The organism is Clostridium sp. LS3 (assembly GCF_055330225.1).
This window is the reverse complement of the sequence record NZ_CM143921.1, coordinates 2,176,906-2,198,189: the sequence shown is the minus strand read 5'-3', so window position 1 is coordinate 2,198,189 and position 21,284 is coordinate 2,176,906. Positions and strand designations below refer to the sequence as shown.

General features: G+C 28.4%; 17 protein-coding genes. All 17 read left to right on the top strand.

Going from position 1 to position 21,284, the window contains the following annotated elements; all coding sequences use genetic code 11:
• Positions 1-3 precede the first annotated feature (3 nt).
• The 17 genes from ACZJV1_RS10185 to ACZJV1_RS10105 all read left to right on the top strand — a co-directional run bounded on the left by ACZJV1_RS10185 (position 4) and on the right by ACZJV1_RS10105 (position 21,280).
• Complete coding sequence (locus ACZJV1_RS10185) at positions 4-921, top strand: hypothetical protein (RefSeq protein WP_460287262.1); 918 nt, start codon at positions 4-6, stop codon at positions 919-921.
• 27 nt (positions 922-948) lie between these two features.
• Positions 949-2,127: a glycosyltransferase family 2 protein gene (locus ACZJV1_RS10180; protein ID WP_463650056.1), complete on the top strand. Its 1,179-nt coding sequence runs from the start codon at positions 949-951 to the stop codon at positions 2,125-2,127.
• A gap of 32 nt (positions 2,128-2,159) precedes the next feature.
• Positions 2,160-3,098, top strand: a complete 939-nt coding sequence (locus tag ACZJV1_RS10175; RefSeq protein WP_460287260.1) for a hypothetical protein — start codon at positions 2,160-2,162, stop codon at positions 3,096-3,098.
• Positions 3,099-3,653: 555 nt separating this feature from the next.
• Positions 3,654-4,148 (top strand): helix-turn-helix domain-containing protein, encoded by a 495-nt coding sequence (locus ACZJV1_RS10170; RefSeq protein WP_460287259.1) that lies wholly within the window; start codon positions 3,654-3,656, stop codon positions 4,146-4,148.
• Between the two features lie 421 nt (positions 4,149-4,569).
• Positions 4,570-5,586, top strand: a complete 1,017-nt coding sequence (locus ACZJV1_RS10165) for an alpha-hydroxy-acid oxidizing protein (protein WP_460287258.1) — start codon at positions 4,570-4,572, stop codon at positions 5,584-5,586.
• A gap of 464 nt (positions 5,587-6,050) precedes the next feature.
• The gene (locus tag ACZJV1_RS10160) at positions 6,051-6,473 is read left to right on the top strand and encodes a MarR family winged helix-turn-helix transcriptional regulator (RefSeq protein ID WP_460287257.1); all 423 of its coding nucleotides are present in this window, start codon (positions 6,051-6,053) and stop codon (positions 6,471-6,473) included.
• On the top strand, positions 6,470-7,678 hold the full coding sequence (locus ACZJV1_RS10155) for an MFS transporter (RefSeq protein WP_460287255.1): 1,209 nt from the start codon (positions 6,470-6,472) through the stop codon (positions 7,676-7,678). Before ACZJV1_RS10160 ends, ACZJV1_RS10155 begins: the two co-directional genes overlap by 4 nt.
• Before the next feature lie 199 nt (positions 7,679-7,877).
• Positions 7,878-10,124, top strand: coding sequence for an RNA polymerase recycling motor HelD (gene helD, locus ACZJV1_RS10150; RefSeq protein WP_460287254.1), 2,247 nt, complete (start codon positions 7,878-7,880; stop codon positions 10,122-10,124).
• A 235-nt stretch (positions 10,125-10,359) separates the two neighbouring features.
• Complete coding sequence (locus tag ACZJV1_RS10145; RefSeq protein ID WP_463650055.1) at positions 10,360-11,346, top strand: aldo/keto reductase; 987 nt, start codon at positions 10,360-10,362, stop codon at positions 11,344-11,346.
• 31 nt (positions 11,347-11,377) lie between these two features.
• Positions 11,378-11,758, top strand: a complete 381-nt coding sequence (locus ACZJV1_RS10140) for a MerR family transcriptional regulator (RefSeq protein WP_411167849.1) — start codon at positions 11,378-11,380, stop codon at positions 11,756-11,758.
• 952 nt (positions 11,759-12,710) lie between these two features.
• Positions 12,711-13,724 carry a zinc-dependent alcohol dehydrogenase gene (locus tag ACZJV1_RS10135; RefSeq protein WP_463650054.1) on the top strand — a complete coding sequence of 338 codons (1,014 nt, stop codon included), beginning with the start codon at positions 12,711-12,713 and terminating at the stop codon, positions 13,722-13,724.
• 25 nt (positions 13,725-13,749) lie between these two features.
• On the top strand, positions 13,750-15,690 hold the full coding sequence (locus ACZJV1_RS10130) for an alpha-amylase family protein (RefSeq protein ID WP_463650053.1): 1,941 nt from the start codon (positions 13,750-13,752) through the stop codon (positions 15,688-15,690).
• Positions 15,691-15,740: 50 nt separating this feature from the next.
• Complete coding sequence (locus ACZJV1_RS10125; protein ID WP_463650052.1) at positions 15,741-16,859, top strand: sugar ABC transporter substrate-binding protein; 1,119 nt, start codon at positions 15,741-15,743, stop codon at positions 16,857-16,859.
• Between the two features lie 88 nt (positions 16,860-16,947).
• On the top strand, positions 16,948-17,601 hold the full coding sequence (locus ACZJV1_RS10120; RefSeq protein WP_460287248.1) for a dihydrofolate reductase family protein: 654 nt from the start codon (positions 16,948-16,950) through the stop codon (positions 17,599-17,601).
• 70 nt (positions 17,602-17,671) lie between these two features.
• Positions 17,672-18,334 carry an HAD family hydrolase gene (locus ACZJV1_RS10115; RefSeq protein WP_463650051.1) on the top strand — a complete coding sequence of 221 codons (663 nt, stop codon included), beginning with the start codon at positions 17,672-17,674 and terminating at the stop codon, positions 18,332-18,334.
• A 57-nt stretch (positions 18,335-18,391) separates the two neighbouring features.
• Entirely contained in the window at positions 18,392-19,810 is a 1,419-nt protein-coding gene (gene purF, locus ACZJV1_RS10110; protein ID WP_460287245.1) for an amidophosphoribosyltransferase, read from the top strand.
• Between the two features lie 72 nt (positions 19,811-19,882).
• Positions 19,883-21,280 carry an MATE family efflux transporter gene (locus ACZJV1_RS10105; protein ID WP_463650050.1) on the top strand — a complete coding sequence of 466 codons (1,398 nt, stop codon included), beginning with the start codon at positions 19,883-19,885 and terminating at the stop codon, positions 21,278-21,280.
• Positions 21,281-21,284 lie beyond the last annotated feature (4 nt).

Genomic DNA, 21,284 nt, shown 5'->3' with positions numbered 1-21,284 from the left:
ATAATGCAAAAGAGTGTTTTTTGTATGGTTGTATCTAGTACTAGATTAATTCAGGCAATTGCATGTTTTTTATCTTTGCATAAAACTATTGATAACTTTAAAATATATATTCTTTGTGCAGATGACAAATGCTATGAGTTTCTTAAGAAAATTAATTTAGATAAAGTAGTATTAGTAACAATTCCTGAACTAAATAGAAAAGATTTGTTAGAAATCAAAGCTTCAAGAAAATTAAATCAATATTGTTGGACATTAAAGCCCAGTTTTATAAAGTATATATTTACTTTGGATAATTCAATTGAAAGAGTAACTTATATAGATTCAGATTTATTCTTTTATCAAAATCCTAATGTAATATTTGAAAATCAACCATATGCTTCCGTATTACTATCTAGTGGAGAAATATTTTTGCCAATGTATTCAAAAGAATTTAATCATACTATGCAATCTCTAACTGGAAATTTTAACTCGGGATTTATTAGTTTTAAAAAAGATATTAACGGATTAGCGTGTGTTAATTGGTGGGATAAAATGTGTATAGATAGTTGTACTTCAAATCCTGAAGATAATAAATTTGGAGATCAAAAATATCTTGATGATATGCCATTCTTATTTAATAATGTTCAGGAAATAACAACTCAAGGAATAAATATAGGACATTGGAATTATTCGAAATATAATTTCACAATTTTAAATGATAATATAATGGTGAATAATAATAAATTGATATTTTATCACTTTAGTGGTTTTAGAATAATTAGCAAATATGATATTAGGCAGGTTCACGAACAAGATAGAGTAAATATACCATTTATTTACAAAATATATAGAGGAGCATTGGAAAAAATTATTGATGATGTTGAAACGATAGATCCAAATTTTAAGGAATATAGGACTACAGCTGCAGTTGATGATAATTAGAAAAGATTAACGAGGGAGGAGAAAGTAATGAAAGTAAGTGTTATAATACCATCATATAATTCTAAAGAACGGTTATACTACAATCTTATATCCTTAAATAATCAAGATTGTGACTTCAATATTTTTGAAGTTGTTGTAGTAGATAATGGATCTAACGATAATACTCTACAAATGTTAGAAAATTTTAAAGCTAACTTTGTATTTAAATTTGTGAGACTTGAAAAAAATAGAGGAATTGCTCGTGGAAGAAATGAAGGAATAAGAAGAGCAGCTGGTGATATTCTAATATTCCATGATAGTGATATGATAGCTCCTAGAGATTTTATAACTAGACATTTAAAAAATCATGAAGAAAAAAATATAGTTGTATGCGGAATTCCGTGGAAAAGAGTTTTTACTTTTTATTATAAAGAACTAGATGTAAGCAATGAAAATTATTTAGGTGAAAATGTGCCTAAAACAAATGAGAAGTCTAATATGCCAGATAAGCATCCATTAATAGATGTTGAATCAATAATTGATGGAAGTTATATGAAAAATTCTTTTGACTTAAATACAGAATTTATGCGAGGTCTAAAAAATATATTGGAACAACACAATGAAGAATTAAAAGACTATGTTTTGCCATGGAGATTTTTTATAACTAATAATGCTTCCGTAGAAAGAAATAGAGTTATAGAAGTAGGGATGTTTGATGAAGATATAGTTGGATATGGATTTGAAGACTATGACTTAGGAATAAGACTATATAAGTCTGGTAGCAAATTTATATTTGATAAAAATATATTAAATGTTCATCAAGAGCATCCTACAAATATTAATATATTTGAAACTCGTGAAAATATAAATTATGTATGTAAAAAATACAATAATATTTATTTTTTAGATGTACTATTAGTTTGTATGTCTGGTATAACATCGATTAATGATTATGATCTTAATGAATTAACTAAAGATATAAATAATATGATAGCTGTAAGCTATTTCAAGCCTTTTTTAGATATATTTTTAGAATTACTTCAAACATGTAGACGACGCTACTTTATAGAAGGTGTTACAGATATAAATAAAGTTATGCCAACTATAGATGTAGATATAAATAAATTAATTATTGAAGCTAAAATTTTAAGAGATATATTTGGAATTAAATATATTACAGAAGCTATGTTAGCCTTAATAAAAGACATTTATAATGTTTATTATTAAATTCTAAAAATGTACTGAAGAGGAGGATAACTATGAGTAAATATCATTTATCAATGATTTTATCGGAAGCAAATTTATTTAAAGCCATACCAATGTATGTTTCTTTAGAGAACTGTTGTAGTGATTTTAAGTTATTTATTTTATGTATGAATGATTCTGTTTACCATATACTAAATAAAATAGGTTTCAAAAACATGATTCTAGTACAACTAAAAGATATAGAGAGAACTAATTATGATTTAGTATTAGCTAAGTCTAATAGAATATTTCATGAATATTGTTGGACACTAAAACCTATTTTTTTATATTATGTAATTAATAAATATGACAATGCGAAATATTATGCACATGTAGATGCAGATTTATTCTTTTTTTCTGATATAGATTATATTTTTAATGAGAATCCTGATGCGTCAATTTTTTTAACAGATCATAGAAATTCAGAAGAGTTTAAGTTCTATTACGAACTAAGTGGATTATATAATACAGGATTTGTAGGATTTAAAAATAATAATGAAGCAAAAACTGCAGTGAGACTTTGGGGGGAGAGGTGCTTAAAAAAATGTACTGTTGAATATGATGTGGTTAATAAAACTTTTGGAGACCAAAGGTATGTAGAAGATTGGCCTAATATATTTAAAAATGTTCATATAGTAAACTCTATTGGAGCGAATGCTGCATTTTGGAATATAAAGAATTATAAAGTTTCAAGAAAGAATAATGTTGTGCATGTGGATTATTCACCTCTATTATTCTACCATTTTTCTGGGGTAGTGCTATTGGGAACAAGAGAATTTGATTTATGCCCTTTTTATCACATAGAGGATGAAAACTTAATAAATTATATATATGATCCTTATATTAGATGGTTATCACAATCAATAGAAAACGTAATTAGAGAATTTCCATGGTTTAATTCAGGATTTATTGATAAGGCTAATATTGTGAATTTGAATAACTATAAAATATAATTAATATAAAAAGTAGTTATTTATTTTGTTTTAGTGATATAAAAAGAATTAAATAAATTATTAATATAGAAGCACACGATCTACGTTGGATTGGTGCTTTTTCTCTTTGACATAGGTTCTATACAAATACCAGGAAAATAATTCCTCACTATTAATTCAGAAACAAAAAGGTTATAGTAATGTTTATAAATATTATTACCTATTTTTACCTTTATATTATACGTCGTCGCTTAAATGTTTTAGGGGCAGGAATTGTAGTTTTTGACATTGGAATTCCACCTAGTACATTTATTTAATCAGAGTTTTTATGTTTTTATGAAGCATTTTTAATTTAGAATAATTAAGAAAGAACTGTATCACAAATAAGTAAGTAAAGAGTGATACGTAAACTTAAAATCTGTTAAGTAATTAAATTTACTATATAAAAATAGGATATTACAAACAGTAATAAGTAGTGAAATTACTACATTCTACTTATACTCTACATACTCTACCTTTGGTGGGTTTGAATATAGTGACTTTTGAATTATCATATTATTAAAGGAGGGTGTTATTATGGATACACAAAAAATTGGACGATTTATAGCAGAAGCTAGAAAAAACAAAAAAATGACTCAAGCAGAGTTTGGAGAATATCTTAATGTAACTGATAAAGCAGTTTCAAAGTGGGAATGTGGTAAGTGTATGCCTGATAGTTCATTGTTTGAAGAAATAGGTAAAGTGTTGGAGGTTTCAGTTAATGAGTTACTAAAGGGTGAATATATTGAACAGGAAAATGAAGAGGTGGAAAATAATAAAAATATAATTTCATTACTTAATGAAATTCAAAAATTAAAAAGAAATGAATCATTGGTTGGGGCCTTATGTGCATTATTGATATCATTTATTACAATAATTTATTCTGCAATATATAAACCTAGTATAAAAGCTTATGAACAATTTTTTTCGGGATTTATTAAAGCTATCAGTGCAGGTTGTCTTGTTATAGGAATACTTCTTATATTCAATGCCTGGGTGAAGTACTCAATAAGGAATTCTAATAAAAACTAGAGTATAAATTTGCTTTTTTATCATTAGGAGATATACAAATAATGATAGAAGAAATAAATAGTTATTGGAATATCAAGATTTAAATGGATATTTATTAAGATTTTGTTCGAAATAGGTAATTTGATAAAAGCATTATTAGTGGTTAACTTTTATCAAATTCTGAAAGTAAAGAAAAGGTTATGTATAATGTACACACCCTTGGTGGAATGCAAGAAATGTGGGTTTTAATAGATATAGAAAAAACACATAATATTTTTTCAAGAAACTAAATAATTATATATTCTGTGATATACTTAAGAGTAGGTTGACGTAACAATTATAGATAAGGAAACTCCATAACTTATATAGATTTGTAGGTGTAAGCAAGCTTACAAAATAATAGACTGGGAGTTTCACTTATAGAAAGTAAGGGTGTAGTAGAATGAATTATCAAGAAGTATTGAAGAATGCGAGAACTTGTATTGGTGATTATTGTAAAGCATGTAATGAATGTAACGGAAGAGTATGTAAAAATCGAATGCCAGGTCCAGGGGCAAAAGGCGTTGGTGATGTAGCAATACGTAATTATGATAAGTGGAAAGAAATTCGTATTAACATGGACACATTAACAGAAAACAAAAAGGTTGATACCAGTATAGAATTATTCAATAGAAGATTTAAGTATCCATTTTTTGCTGCGCCAGTAGGAGCTGTTCAAGTGCATTATGGTGATAAATATGATGAGATGCAATATAATGATATTTTAGTTTCTACATGTGCAAAGGAAGGAATCTTAGCCTTCACTGGAGATGGGGTAAACCCAGAGGTAATGAAAGGCGCTACAAGTGCTATAAAAAATGCAAATGGATTAGGAATTCCTACTGTAAAGCCTTGGAATATAACAACAATAGAAGAAAGAATGAAGTTAGTTAGAGAATCGGGAGCTATTGCAGTAGCTATGGATATTGATGCAGCTGGACTTCCATTTTTAAAGAATATGAATCCTCCAGCTGGAGCAAAAACTGTAGACGAGCTTAAGGAAATTATTGAACTTTCTAAACTACCGTTTATCGTAAAAGGTATAATGACTGTTAAAGGTGCATTAAAAGCTAAAGAAGCTGGTGCTGCTGCTATAGTTGTTTCAAATCATGGTGGAAGAGTACAAGATCAATGCCCAGCAACTGCAGAAGTGTTAGCTGATATTGTTGATGCTGTAGGTGGCTCAATGAAAATATTCGTAGATGGCGGAATACGTTCAGGAGTAGATGTTTTTAAAGCATTAGCTTTAGGAGCTGATGGAGTACTTATATGCAGAACATTTGTAACAGCACTTTATGGTGGAGCAGAAGAAGGGGTAAAAGTATATATTGAAAAATTAGCAAATGAGCTTGAAGATACAATGGCAATGTGTGGAGCCTATTCTTTAGAAGATATTACTAGAGATATGATAAGATATTAATTAATACATTGAAGATAATTTTATTTAAAGTCATAGAGAAATCTATGGCTTTTTTATATATAATTGAGAAACAATTATATTAAAATACAAAATAAAGTTTATTACTTTTATTAATTACCTTTGCTTTTGAGTAGATTATATTGCCAACAATTATTTCTCCATCACATGCAATAAAATCTAATTAGTGGATAAATGCATTTATCTTATATTCTAATATTTTGTAAAAAATATATTCATCTTAATTACCTAAATCTAATAAGCCATGTACCAATCCCATCTCTTACTTATGTATAAATTCAAGGTATTTTGGCTATCATGTTTGCATAGCACTGAAAAACAATTGATTTATTGAAGCGTGAATATGCATACTAATAGAGAAACTTGACATATATATATATATAATATATAATTACCTTGGTTAACAGTTAATGAAGGTAACTATATTGAATTAGGAGGTATTAAAAATGCAAGGCTTTTTTCAGCGATTCATATCTTTATACCGACCAATAATAAGTAAGCTTAATGATTTGTTAAGTGAATATAATCTTTCGTATTCTTTATGGCAAGTTATTTTTTATCTAAAAAACAATGGACCATCTTCACTTGTAGATATTTCTAAGTACTATAATGTAGAAAAACCTAGCGTGACTAGAAGGGTTCAAAGTTTAGAAGAGAAAATGATTATAAAAGAAATAACCGGCAAGAATAAGCGTGAAAAAATCATTCAGTTGACTGAAACAGGAGAAGAACTCTATCAAATCTGTCGTGAAAAAATAACATGTTTAGAATATGAAGTGATGAAAGATATTACAAAAGAAGAGCAACAAATTGTATTTGAAGTAATTCCAAGAATATTAGAAAATATTACAAATGAAAAGGAGAGTTGAAATTGAATCAACCTAAATTATGGACAAAAAATTTCCTGATTGTTACTACGGCAAACTTTTTTCTTTATTTTACTTTCTACTTATTGATGGTGACAATGAGTTTATTTGCATCAGAAAAATTTCATGCTACACCTAGTCAAGCTGGGTTAGCTTCTGGAATATTTATAATAGGAACACTTGTCTTACGTATTTTTTCAGGGAAATACATAGAAAAAATAGGATGTAAGAGAATGCTTTATATTGGTTTTACCTTATTCTTAATAACTACTTGTTTATATCTTTTAGTGAACAGCATGGGAATGCTTTTGGCTAATCGTTTCCTGAATGGAGCAGCTATGGGAATTGCATCAACAGCTACAGGAACCATTGTGGCAAAGATTATTCCTAATGAACGTCGAGGTGAAGGTACTGGCTATTATACATTAAGCTTGACTTTGGCTGCTGCAATTGGACCATTTTTAGGAATGTTAATCACTGAGCATGCAAGCTTTTACATGAATTTCATTGTATGTGTTGCTTTTTTAGCAATTAGTTTCATTGCAGTGTTCTTCGTGGAGGTTCCAAAATTAGAGCTTGCAAAAGAGCAATTAAAGAAGAGGAGTAACTTTTCTATACATAATTTCTTTGAGATCAAAGCAGTTCCAATTTCTATAGTTTCAGCATTAATTGCTTTTGGCTACTCAAGTATTCTTACATTCATTACACCTTATGTTAAAGAAATCAATCTAGCTTATGCAGGGAGCTTTTTCTTTATTGTATATGCAGTTTTTGTTTTTGTTTCAAGACCTTTTACAGGAAAATGGCTTGATACAAAAGGAGAAAACTTTGTTATGTATCCGTCTATAATATTGTTTGCTATAGCTTTATTTATTATGAGTGGAGTCAATAATGGATTTACACTCTTATTAGTTGGAGCTTTAGTGGGAATTGGATATGGTACAATATCTTCAAGTTGCGTAGCAATTGCAATAAAAGTTTCTCCGAAGCATAATATAGGATTAGCTACTTCAACTAGTTTTATATTTCAAGATTTAGGGGTAGGTTTTGGGCCGTTCATATTAGGACTTTTGGTACCGTCAATAGGCTATAGAGGATTATATTTAGCGATGGCAATAGTTACATTTATTACTGTGCTATTATATTATTTCTTACATGGAAGAAATAGTGTGTGTGAAGATAATATTAATGAAGCAACTTCTGTTTAAGAAGTAAAAAAACAGTTAAAAGGCAGTCTTTTATGAGGCTGCCTTTTTTATATTTAAACTAGGAATTTTTAATATATTTTCTCTACACTTTAATTATAACATAAATAATTAGATAATTACAGACTGGTAATTTCGGGTGTTTATGATTAAATATTAATATCACTTTAAAATGCTTTTTTCATTGTAAGGAGGAGATATATTGTCAATAAATAAATCTGAATGGATAATAGAAGAGGAATGGTTACAAAGGGTATTAAGAGAGGTAAAAAGTCAATTAGAAGAAAAGAAAAACTATAAAGAAAACTTTAAAAAAGATGCAATTAAAACTCAAAGAGAGCTATGGGAAAATGTTGGAGCAGTTTCAGTAAATAATGGTTTGCAGCATATTGTAGATTTTATACAGTTTATAAATACTATGAAGATTCAAAAGCAAAGTCATGAGTTTGAAAGAAAGCTAGTTGATAAATATGAGCAAATGCTTTTATCACCCTATTTTGCAAGAATGGATTTTATTGAAGATGGAGAAGGAAAAGAGGAAAAATTCTATCTTGGAATTTCTAATTTAATTAATGAAGATTTTGATTTCCTTATATATGATTGGAGAGCACCAATTTCAAGTATGTTTTATGATTATGAGATTGGAAGTGCTTCTTATGAATGTCCTGAAGGAATAATAAATGGCAAGATAACAATGAAAAGACAATATAAAATTAATAATGGTAAGATTGATTATATGTTTGATAGCAATATTAAAATAGATGATGAGGTCTTACAAGATATATTAAGTAAAAGCAGCGACAGTAAAATGAAGGCTATAGTTACTACAATTCAAAGAGAACAAAATAAAGCAATCCGTAATGAGAAGTATAAAAACTTAATAGTTCAAGGACCAGCAGGTAGTGGAAAGACATCAGTTGCCCTTCATAGAATAGCATACCTTTTATATAAACATCGTGATACTATAACTTCTAAAAATATAGTAATTTTTTCGCCAAATAACATATTTAATGATTATATTTCTAATGTATTACCTCAGCTTGGTGAAGATAATATGTTGCAAACTACATTCAAAGAATATATGCATAAAGTTTTAGAGGATGTAAATGTTAAGGAAGATTATTGTGAAATGATGGAAAACATCTTTGGTGATGAAGGGGAACAATATTATGATGTTAGAATTAAAAGTATAAAGTTTAAGTCTTCTATGGAATTTGTTAAGCTATTAAAAGTATATATTTCAGACCTAGAAGAAAATCCTAAAGAATTTTTTGACATTACTTTAAGAAATGAAACTATAATTTCTTCCAAGGATATAAATGAGCTATATTATAAGGATTATGTTGATCTTCCCCTTAAGAGAAAATTAGAAAAGATAAGAAATAGAATTTTATTTCTTATAGAATCTAATGAAAAAAGATTAGTAGAGAAAGTAGCAAAGGAAATAGAGGAAACGGGAGAATATCTAGAGAAGAGAGAAATCAATAAAGTAAGTAGGGCCTTAGTTAATGGAGGGATAAAAGATATAATTTATGAAGTTGAAGAAAAGACTAAATTTAACTTGCTAGATACTTATACAAATCTTTATGAAAACTTAGAATATTTCTTAGAAAAGGCAAATATTGATTTTGATAATGATACTATTAGAGAAATTAAAAGATATACATTAGAGAATTTTAGAGCTAAAAAGATTAATTATGAAGATCAAATAGCACTTTTATTTATAAAAGGAGCAGTAGGTGATATTCCAAAAACATCAGAAGTAAAATATGTAATTATAGATGAAGCACAAGATTATTCGCCATTACAGTATGAAATATTTAATCAATTATTTGGCTCTGCAAATAAAACAATACTAGGAGATATATCTCAATCTATTAATCCATATATGAATGTTGGAAGCTATAGTAATATTGTAGAAATACTTAATCCAGAAAATACTTCTACTATTAATTTAACTAAAAGCTATAGATCAACAATGGAAATAACTAAATTTTCACGAAGAATACTAAATAAAGAAATAGCTGATGAATATGTTGAAAGAAATGGATCTGAACCAAGGCTAATTGGATTTTTAGAGGAGAAGGATATAAATAAAAGAATAGTAGAAGAAGTAAAAGCTTATAGGAGTGAAGGTTATAACTCTATTGGGATAATAACTAAAAATATTAGTGAAGTAAAAAATGTCTACAATTACGTAAAAGATAAGATAGATGCTAAGATGATAATAAATGATGAAGATGAATATATTAATGACATTGTAATTATTCCTGCTTATCTTGCAAAAGGATTAGAGTTTGATGTGGTTATGATATATAATGCAGGTGATTCTAAATATAAGGATGAAGAAGATAGACTGTTACTTTACACTGCTTGCACAAGGGCACTTCATGCTTTAGATATATATTATATAGGGAATTTATCACCATTATTAAATAACTTTAATTAAGGAAGTTTTTTAATAAGATAAAATAATGTTTTTAAAAATAGTTATACAATTTGGAAAAGGTTATAGATTTAGAAATGAAAATTAATGAGCTGTCTTATGGAAGCCTTTAGGCTCAGCTTTAATTTATTTAATAATTAATAAATAATCCCTTGACCTGAAGTTAACTTAAGGTTGTATGATATAAAAGATGTTTTAGAACATATATTTATTAATGTTTGAGAGGGATGTGAGTTTTATGAAAAAGAGAAAATTAGGAAATAGTAATCTTGAAGTTTCAACTATTGGATTGGGATGCATGGGAATTAGTCAAAGTTACCCTCCTTTTCCTGAAAAAAGTGATATGATATCTTTAATTCATTCAGCCATAGATTTCGGTGTAACTTTTTTTGATACAGCAGAAGTTTATGGAGCATATACAAATGAAGAATTAGTTGGGGAAGCATTAAAACCTTACCGTGATAAAGTAGTTATTGCCACAAAATTCGGTTTTAATATTCAAAATGGTAAATCAGTAGGGGTAGACAGTCGTCCAGAAACTATAAGAAAAGCAGTTGAAGGTTCTCTTAAGCGTTTAGGAACTGATTATATTGATCTTTTATATCAACATCGTGTTGATCCTAATGTACCAATTGAAGAAGTAGCAGGAACTGTCCAAAGGTTAATAGAAGAAGGGAAAGTGAGATATTGGGGCCTTTCAGAAGCTGGTGCGCAAACAATTCGTCGTGCTCATTCAGTTCTTCCTGTAACTGCTATTCAAAGTGAATATTCTATGTGGTGGAGAAAACCAGAGAATGAATTATTACCAACTCTTGAGGAGCTTGGAATAGGATTTGTACCATTTAGTCCTTTAGGAAAAGGATTCTTAACTGGTGAAATTAATAAAGATACAAAGTTTGAAAGCAATGACTTTAGAAACACAATTCCACGTTTCAATTCAGAAAATCTTTCTGCAAATGAAGCTCTAGCTGAATTAGTAAAAAAGATTGCTAAGGAAAAGAATGCAACACCAGCACAAATTGCACTATCATGGGTACTAGCTCAAAAACCTTGGATTGTGCCGATTCCTGGAACTAAAAAGCTTGAACGTTTAAAGGAAAATATAGGATCAGAAAATATTAGGTTCACAGCAACAGAATTAACTGAGATAAATGACGCACTTTCTAAAATTGAAATTATAGGGGAACGTTATCCAAAAGAACAAGAAATATTAACTGGATTATAAAGCAAAAGTATGTGTTGAAATTGGAGAGATAATGATGACAATAAAGGAAGTATCAGAATTAACAGGAATATCAATAGATAATCTTAGGTATTACGAGAGAATCGGACTGATTCCTCCAGTTCCTAGAAAAGAAAATGGGATAAGAGATTTTGATGAGATGTCACTACATTGGATAGATTTTGCTATGAAGTTTAAAAGAGCAGGGATGCCTTTAGAAGCAATTATTGAATATATGAGATTAGCTAGATTAGGTGATTCTACAAGGGAAGCAAGAAAGCAAATTTTAGAAGAGGCAAGAGATAATATTATAAGAAAGATTAATGAATTACAGAAAACTTTAGATTTTGCAAATTATAAGATAAACGATTTTTATGGTGATTGTTCAAGTGAAATAGATAAACTTGTTAAGTAAAAAGAGGATAAATAGCAAATTTTGAATGTCAACTTCTAAGAGGATAAATAATTAGGTGCAAGTGGAGCTGCCGTACAAAGAAATTCAACTACAATATAGTGTATAAGTTATTTTATTAAATAGCAATATATTGTGTTTGTATCTTTTAGTACGGCAGCTTAATTTTTTTTCAATAGTTTGTAAAATATTAATGGAAATAATCATACAAATAAAACAATAAACTGTTGAAAAAGCATTTCAAATTTTACATTTATGCATAAGAATCAATGAGGGTAAGAAATGAATTATTAATGATAATTTTGTAAACAATTATACATGTCAATTATTAGTTAAATATATAATTATATATCGAAAAATAGAAAGTTAACATAATTTTAATAAAATAAAAGGATTACAAAGGAATAATTGTAAAAAAAAGACAAAAATATTAGGAATATATTGTAAAAATTTACAGTATAAATTTAATATTATAAGAGTTATAATTGAAAAGTGGTTAAAAAAGACAAACATAGAAGTATGAGGGAAAAATTGATGAGTGTAAGATGAGTATATTTACTTATTTAGGTTATATTGTATTGAAGGTTCCTACTGATATGTTTTAGCTATGAGCAAAGCTTAAAGTATTAGTGTTTTATATAAAGTGATACTTTTCAGGTAAAATTTTATATCTTAAGTAAATTAAGTTGAACTTGGTTGATGGCTATGATTTCATAAAAATATTTGAAGTATGGGTATGATTTACCCTTTTATGCAAGCGCTTGCTACCGAAGAAGTAAAATCTTTAGAGATTAACGAGATAGTTTCATCAAGTTGTGTAATACATGTATTGTGATTTAGACAAACATTTATCTTTAAGCATTGTTCTTGCGAAATGTTATACTGCACTGATAGATTTATAGATTCAGCTTTAAAATTTTGTGCATTGAGCACATCGAAAGGAATGATAGCTAATATGAAAGGATTAATTATTAACAAAAACAGAGAAATTGATGTAATGGAGGTTAATGAACCACAAATATATTCTGAATGTGACGTCAAAATTGAAGTCAAGTATTCAGGAATATGTGGTACAGACTTGCAAATGTTAAAAGGAAACATGGAATGTACATCTGGTATTGTTAGAGGTCATGAAGCAGTTGGTATAGTAGTAGAAGTTGGTCCTAATGTAAAAAATGTAAAAGTTAATGATAGGGTAGTTATTGATCCTAATCAGTATTGTGGAAAGTGCCATTATTGTAAGAATGGTCAAACTAATTTTTGTATAGGTGATAATGGTAAATTAGCTATTGCAGGAGTAAATAAGACTGGGTTATTTGCAAAATATTTTGTATGTGATGAAACTTTTGTTCATAAAATACCTGATAATTTAAGTTTTGGAGCCGCAGTGTTAGTTGAGCCATTAGCTTGCGTACTTCATAATATTAAAGCCGCAAACATACAGCCAGAAGAATCAGTACTTATAATAGGGGCTGGACCAATGGGAGTACTTACCCAAATGGTTTGCAAAAGAATAGCAAGGTTAACTGTAAGTGTTGAAAAGAATGATTTTAGAAAGAACTTTTCAAAAGAAATAGCTGATTATGTATACTATCCAGAAGAACTAACAGAAGAAGTAAGAAGAATAAATATGGATAGGAAATTTGATGTAATCATAGACTCTGTAGGAAACCAAATGGAATTGTGTGAAGCTATGATAGAAAAAGATGGAAGAATTATTTTATTAGGAATTGATCCTTCTTACAATTTTAAATTTAATCCTGCTTATTATCAAGGTAATGGTATAAGAATAATAGGTGCTGGTGAATATAATTTATTATTCGAAAAAGCTATAAAATATGCAACTAAATTAAACGGCTTGGAAAAACTAGTAACTAAAAAATATCCTATAGAAGATGCGAAAGAAGCATTTGAAGAATTATTATCTAATAATATAGAGTCTATGAAAACTGTTTTTGAATTTAAATAAAAATGAAAAAATGGAGAGTAGAAAAATGAAGAAAGTAAGTAATTTAAACAAAATAGATGAGTTTATAGAAAGTCAAATGGAAAAGAAAAAGTACTTGGTGTGGATGCCTAAAATTTGGAATACTATACATTTTGAAAATATATTATCTGAAAGCGAAGATGAAATTCAAGTAGATGCATATGAATATATTTCTATACTACTAAAATTTCTAAAATCGCAAAATTATGAAATGTCTTTGAATAATGACTTTAATAAAAGTTCAATATATTGTTCACTAGTTAGGTATTCAACAGCTTGGGATTACAACCATGATGGAAAATTAGAAATGGGAACATTTTTGAGATTTATTATATTGTTACCTATGCTAAAAAAAATAGGAATAGATATATTATATTTATTACCCATAACAGAATACAGTGACTTATATAAAAAAGGGGATATTGGAGGTCCTTATGTAATAAAAAATTATTTTAAGTTAGACGAGAATTTACATGATGAGATGTTAAATGAAATGGATGATTTCTCTATAGACAATGAATATGCTGCATTAGTGGAAGCTTGTCATCTTTTAGGCATAAGAGTAGTAAATGATTTTGTTCCAAGAGTTACTGCACGTAACAGTGACATAATAAAGGATCACCCAGATTGGGTATATTGGATTAAAAAAGAATATTTAGATGATTTCAAAACACCACAGATACCCGAACTAGGATTTTTTGAAGAGTGTACACATGATAATTTAGAGACAATATATAAATCTGAAGAGACTAAAATGCATCTAAGAAAATTTTCTCAATCACCAGATATATTAAATTCTAGTCTATGGGAAAAATTAAAGGTTCAATCAGAAGAAACAGGGGAAGATTTATTGTTATTAGTTGAAAAAGAAATGAAAATAACAACTCCACCTGCACATTCAGATTGGGTAAATGATGTACAACCAATTTGGACAGACATTACTTTCTTAAAGATATATAAGGATGTATATCCAGAGGTTAAAAAGTTTTTAAATGATGATCAACCACCATATGTTATGTTTGATACGATAAAAGCTAATAAGTTTCCAGGAACAGAGCCAAATTATGGATTATGGGAGCTTTTTGAAGAAGTTATGCGTTACAGCATTACAGAATATGATATAGATGGAATAAGAGTTGATATAGGACATACTATACCACCAGTACTATTAAATCATTTATTTGATGTAGTAAAGGAGTTAAAGCCTAATGCTATATTCATGAGTGAGGATTTATTCAATAAAAACCATGAAAAAGCTTATGAAAGTGGTTATAACATAATGCTTGGCAGTGAATGGCTAGAAATGTATAGATTAAATAAAGAGAATTTAACTAATTTTTTGAAAGAAGTACAAAACTTAAAGCTTCATATATTTGGGTGTGCTGAGACTGCGGATACTCCAAGAATAACAACGAGGAATGGTGGAATTCAATTAGCTCGTTCAATTGCAGTATTTAATATGTTTTTGCCTAACGCAATTCCGTATGTAACTACAGGTGGAGAAGTAAATGAAGATGAACCTATAAATTGTGGATTGGCAGATAATACAAATGGAGCAGAAATACCAAGAGCCTTTTTTAATAAAATGAAGATTAAATGGACTAACAAAAATGCTAATGGAATGCTTAATTTATTGCAGAGCTTAAAAGAGTGTAAAAGCAAATATTTGCATCTATTAAGTTTAGAATATTTTGAAATTTTAAATTCTTCAGATGAAGTACTAATATATGCATATAAAAATATCGATAAAGCGCTAGTAGTAGTATTTAATTTAAATATGGATGAAGAAAAAGTAATAAATCTAAATGAATCAATCAACTTTACAAAAAGCTCTAAGATTGTTGCAAATAGTGTAGAAGATGACCAAAGGAAAGTATTAAACAGTGAAATTGACAAGTTAGAGGCTGGACAAGTTATTGTTTTAGTTGATGATTATCAAAGCAATTAAAAATATTCCATAGAGAATTAATAATATCAAAGGATAGTGAGGAATGAGAAATGAGTATAAAAGATAAAAGTGAAGTAATAATATGGCATGAATGTGATGGAGAGGCAGATTTAACAGCAAATTTGCTAGAAGATGTAGCTAGAGAACTGAGTGAAATAACAAATGTAAATTATAAAATAGAAATCATGAATATAGTGGAGTATATAGAAGCTCTTACAAACATCCATAAAACAAAAAAAGGTCCACATTTAGCACTGATACCATCAGATTTAACAGTATTTGCAGAGCAAGGATTATTCTCTGATGTGCCAGAAGGATTACTTCAAGGTTATGTGGATAAGAAGACATGTGAAACAATGAGTTATAAGGCTAAGCAATATGGTGTGCCTATAATAGGAGGCAACAATGCAGTTGTTTATTATAACAAAGAATTAGTAAAAGATGTTCCGATGGATTTTGAAGATTTAAAGAGAATGAAAGGAAATTTAAAAAAAGAAGGAATTGTTCCAATAGCTGTTGATCTGGAAACACCTTATTGGTTTATACCATTTTTTTCGGCTTTTGGTGGATGGCCAATTAAAGATGAAAATCTAGATTTAGATCATGAAGCATTAAAAGAAACATTTTCATTTTTAAGAGAAGCAATACATGAAGGTGTAATTGTTCATTATAAGGCGACAGATGCTATGCTAAAAAATTTCATTGATGGGAAAATAGCATGTATTTTAAATGGAGAATGGGTATATAGTTATTTATCTAAAAAATGTGAAGATAAATTAGGAGTATGCTTAATGCCTACTATAGAAGGTAAACAAACAAAAGTAGCTACATCTACAGTAGGATGGGTATTTCCTTGTAAATCATTAGAATCTGAATATAAGAAACCTATAATGGAGTTTGTTAATTACATGATAAGTGATGAGTGCCAATTAAGATTATTTAACGAAGTTCATAGGTTGCCTGTTAGTAAAAAAATAATTAAAGAAGTTGAAGAAAATGCATCTGAAAATATAAAAGGTATTTTGAAACAACTTAATTTTAGTGAAGGTATCCCAGTAGACTTAAAAATGAGAGATATATGGGATGATATAGAGCTGGGATTGAGCATGGTAAAAGATGATTCAATTTCAATTGAAGATATAGTTAAAGCTGTTCTTCATCAAAATTAGTTAAAATAATAATCAGAAGTATTTTAAAAAAATTGGTAACTAATAAATATGTTTAATATTCAGCGAATAGTAGGGGAGGGTTAGATATATGAAAGTAACACTTTTTAGTCAAGTATCAATAGATGGAAAATTAACATTAGGATCAGGAAATTCTAGCAAGGATTTGTTTAACCTTCTAGATAATGATGATAAAAGATTTATTCATGGGTTTAGAGGAAAAGTCAATGGGATAATGGTTGGTAAGAAAACTATAGATATAGATAATCCATTTTTGACTAATAGATATGAAGAAAGTAAAAGTCCGGTAAGAATAGTGCCAACAAGTACAATGGATTTAGATTTATCTTCAAATATTTTTACTGATAGTGAAAAGACAATAGTAGTAACAATTGAAGAACAAAAAAATAACCCAAAAGCGGACTTAATAAGGGGTTTAGGGAAAGTATGCGTATTTTTTGGAGAAGACAAGGTTGACTTTAAGAAATTCTTTGAGTACTTAGAAAAAGAATTTAATATATCAAGTATAATGCTTGAAGGTGGTGGATATTTAAATTGGACACTTTTTGAACAAGATCTAATAGATGAAATAATACTTATGCAATTACCAGTAATAATAGGTGGTTACAATAACACTTCACTTGTAGATGGTGATGGATTCAAAGACTTAGAGGATATAAAGAAATTTAAACTTATAGAATGTAAACCAAGAAAAAACTATAATTTATTGAGATTTGAAAGATAAAGAATAGTAGTAGAGTCTTACAGTTTAATTATATGTTAATTTTCAACATAGTAGTTGAGGGGATTGATAAATGATGAATAGACAAGAGATTAAAGCAGTTATTTTTGATATGGATGGAGTTCTTGTTGATAGTGAACCTGTGTATTTTGAAATAGAAAAATATTTATTTTCATACTTTAATGTAAATGTATCTAAAGAGCAACATCAAGCCTTTGTTGGGACTAGTATAGAAGATATGTGGGAAAAGATTATAAAAGATAATAACTTAAAGGAGAACAAAGAGGTGATAGTAGATTATCATAAAAATTATGTTATAAAACATATGGAGATGTTGAGTAAACTATCATTAACAAAAAATGTAAAAGAACTTTTGGAGGATCTAAAAAGAAAAGGCATAAAAATTGGATTAGCTTCATCATCGACAAAACAGTTAATAGATATAATTTTAAATAAGTTAAATATAAGAGATTTTTTCCAAGCTATTGTTAGTGGAGATGAGGTTAAAGAAAGTAAACCTAATCCAGAAATATTTATAAAAGCAGCGCAATTTTTAAATGTGTCACCAAATGAATGTGTTGTAATCGAAGACTCATCAAATGGAGTAAAGGCAGCTAAAGCTGCAGGGATGAAGTGTATTGGTTTTTTAAATCCTCATTCAGGTAATCAGAATTTAAAAAATTCAGATATGATAATAAGTGAATTTTCTAGCATAAATTCATATTTAGACATTTAAATATATATTTGTATTTTTGTACTTATATTCAAAAGTATTAGAGAGAAGGTAGTAACAATGACTTTAGAAATAGACGATAAATTTAAAGAAGAGTGTGGAGTTTTTGGAGTTATAGATTTCAGTAAAGAATTCAATTGCAGTGAGTTAACTTATTATGGGCTATATGCACTACAACATAGAGGTCAGCAAAGTTGTGGAATAGCTGTATATCTAGAAGATAAGATAAAATACTTCAAAGAGGTAGGCATTGTAAATGAAGTATTTAATGAAGATTTACTTAATGAGTTGAAAGGCAGTTTATCTATAGGCCATGTTAGATATGCAACGAGTGGGCAAAATTTAAGTATAAATGCTCAACCTTTTATAATTGCTAATGAAGAAAAAAAATTTGCAATTGCTCATAATGGGCATATTTTAAATATAAACAATTTAAAAATTCAGTTAACTAAGTATAAATTAAAGACATCAACAGACTCAGAAATATTAGGATATATGATATTAAGGGAGCATGAAAGGGGCATATCAATAGAGAACAGTATATTAAATATAATGGATAATGTAAAAGGAGCATATTCATTGGTTATAATGGCGAAAGATAAACTTATAGGAGCAAGAGATCCTTTAGGTATGAGACCTCTTTGTATTGGTAAATTAAATAATTCATATATCATAGCATCAGAAAGTTGTGCTTTAGATTCTATAGGAGCAGAATTTATAAGAGATGTAGAACCAGGAGAAGTGGTTACTATAGATAAAGATGGGATAAAAAGTATAAAAAAGCCAGCAAAAAAGGAGAAAAAGCTCTGTATATTTGAATTTGTCTATTTTGCAAGAGAAGATAGTAAAATAGATCGCATAAGCGTTTATAAAGCAAGAGAAAACATGGGAAAAGAACTAGCAAAATTATTTAAAATAGATGCAGATCTAGTTATAGGGGTACCTGATTCTGGAATACCAGCAGCACTTTCTTATGCTAAGGAAAGTGGTATTCCATATGGACAAGGCTTTGTAAAAAATAAATATACAGGAAGAACCTTTATACAATCTACTCAAAGTGAAAGAGTAATGTCTGTTAGAATTAAGTTAAGCCCAATACAAGAAAATGTAAAAGGAAAAAGATTGATATTAATAGATGATTCATTAGTTAGAGGGACAACATTAAAAGGTATAGTTAAACAATTAAAAGAAGCTGGAGCAAAAGAAGTACATGTTATAGTTGCAGCACCGCCTATAAAGTTTTCATGTTTTTATGGAGTAGCAACATCAAATAACAAAGAATTAATAGCTTCTAATAAATCTATAGATGATATAAAAAAATATTTATCAGCAGATTCGCTAAATTTCATTAGTATTGAAAGTTTATTAAAATCTGTTGAAAAACAGAATGATAAATGTGGATTTTGTACAGCGTGTTTTGATGGAGAGTATCCGCATTTAGAAGAAGTGCAAATTGATTTAAATCCGAAAATTGGGTAATTTTTAAATTCTTATAATAGTAAGTAGTGCAATATGCACTACTTACAAATAAAGTGAAAATGAGGAGAAATTATGATTGAAAAAATTTTTAAAAAAAATAAATATTTAAGCACTATGTTAGCAATAGCAATACCAGTTTCTATTCAAAGCTTATTTCAAGCTTCTTTAAGTATTATTGATCAAATTATGGTAGGACAACTAGGACAAGATGCAATTGCAGCTGTAGGACTAGGATCAAGATTTCCAAATATTTTTATAGTAACTTTAAATGCTATTGGTGCTTCAACTTCCATTATGATATCCCAATATTGGGGAAAAAAAGATAAAGAAAATATAGCACGTTCCTTTGGTGGAAATTTATTTTTTGGGCTTGCTATAACTTTAATATTTTCTTTGTTTTCATTTGTATTTACAACTCAAGTATTAACTTGTTATACAAATGATCCTAAAATAATTGAGCTAGGAAGTGAATACCTTAAGATTACTGCAGTTGGGTATATACCAGTACTTCTAATCACTATGTATTCATCAGTTTTAAGAAGTACAGATCATGTTAAATTACCTATGTTTGCAGGAATATTTGGAATAGTGATGAATACTTTACTAAATTATATTCTTATATTTGGTAAATTTGGATTTCCTAAAATGGGGATACAAGGTGCAGCTTATGCTACCACTATAACTAGATTTTTAGAAGTTTTGGTTCTTTTGGGATGTATCTATTTAAAGAAATATCCAGGAGCATTTAAAATAAAACAAATTTCTGATTTATCATTTGATTTTTTAAAGAAAATTATGATAATAACTACTCCAATATTAATAAATGAGTTCTTTTGGGCCTTAGGTGAAACAATGTACTCTACTGTATATGGAAGAATAGGTACAGCACAAGTTGCGGCAATGACATTAACATTTCCAATACAAAGCTTCAGCATTGGATTATTTTCAGGAGTCAGTGTTGCAGCAGGAATTATGATAGGAAATAAGCTTGGTAAAGATGAAAATGATGAAGCATTTAAGTATTCACGAAAGTTTGTTCATTTAGGTATTGTTGGTTCAGCAATATTTGGAGTTTTATTAATTTCAATATCTAAGTTATATGTAATTTTATTTAATGTATCTAATGATTTAAAGGATTATACAATAAAGTTAATAATTGTGTTTGCATTAGTATTATGGATTAAGGTTTCAAATATGATAATAGGTGGTGGGATCTTAAGAAGTGGTGGACAAACTAAGTATACATTATATTTGGATATGTTTGGAACATGGGGAATAGGAGTTCCAATAGGATTTATCTCAGCATTTATCTTCAAACTTCCTATTGAATGGGTTTATTTGCTAATTTCTAGTGAGGAGCTTGTTAGATTAATTATTGGACTAAAATTAATGTATTCAAAAAAATGGATGGCAAATATTACTGAAAAAGATGTAACTAAATCAGCAAAACCATCTATTACGGAATGTTAATATT

Coding starts and splice junctions, on each gene's coding strand:
- ACZJV1_RS10185 (WP_460287262.1), top strand. CDS start 4: ATGCAAAAGAGTGTTTTTTGTATGGTTGTATCTAGTACTAGATTAATT.
- ACZJV1_RS10180 (WP_463650056.1), top strand. CDS start 949: ATGAAAGTAAGTGTTATAATACCATCATATAATTCTAAAGAACGGTTA.
- ACZJV1_RS10175 (WP_460287260.1), top strand. CDS start 2,160: ATGAGTAAATATCATTTATCAATGATTTTATCGGAAGCAAATTTATTT.
- ACZJV1_RS10170 (WP_460287259.1), top strand. CDS start 3,654: ATGGATACACAAAAAATTGGACGATTTATAGCAGAAGCTAGAAAAAAC.
- ACZJV1_RS10165 (WP_460287258.1), top strand. CDS start 4,570: ATGAATTATCAAGAAGTATTGAAGAATGCGAGAACTTGTATTGGTGAT.
- ACZJV1_RS10160 (WP_460287257.1), top strand. CDS start 6,051: ATGCAAGGCTTTTTTCAGCGATTCATATCTTTATACCGACCAATAATA.
- ACZJV1_RS10145 (WP_463650055.1), top strand. CDS start 10,360: ATGAAAAAGAGAAAATTAGGAAATAGTAATCTTGAAGTTTCAACTATT.
- ACZJV1_RS10140 (WP_411167849.1), top strand. CDS start 11,378: ATGATGACAATAAAGGAAGTATCAGAATTAACAGGAATATCAATAGAT.
- ACZJV1_RS10135 (WP_463650054.1), top strand. CDS start 12,711: ATGAAAGGATTAATTATTAACAAAAACAGAGAAATTGATGTAATGGAG.
- ACZJV1_RS10130 (WP_463650053.1), top strand. CDS start 13,750: ATGAAGAAAGTAAGTAATTTAAACAAAATAGATGAGTTTATAGAAAGT.
- ACZJV1_RS10125 (WP_463650052.1), top strand. CDS start 15,741: ATGAGTATAAAAGATAAAAGTGAAGTAATAATATGGCATGAATGTGAT.
- ACZJV1_RS10120 (WP_460287248.1), top strand. CDS start 16,948: ATGAAAGTAACACTTTTTAGTCAAGTATCAATAGATGGAAAATTAACA.
- ACZJV1_RS10115 (WP_463650051.1), top strand. CDS start 17,672: ATGATGAATAGACAAGAGATTAAAGCAGTTATTTTTGATATGGATGGA.
- purF (WP_460287245.1), top strand. CDS start 18,392: ATGACTTTAGAAATAGACGATAAATTTAAAGAAGAGTGTGGAGTTTTT.
- ACZJV1_RS10105 (WP_463650050.1), top strand. CDS start 19,883: ATGATTGAAAAAATTTTTAAAAAAAATAAATATTTAAGCACTATGTTA.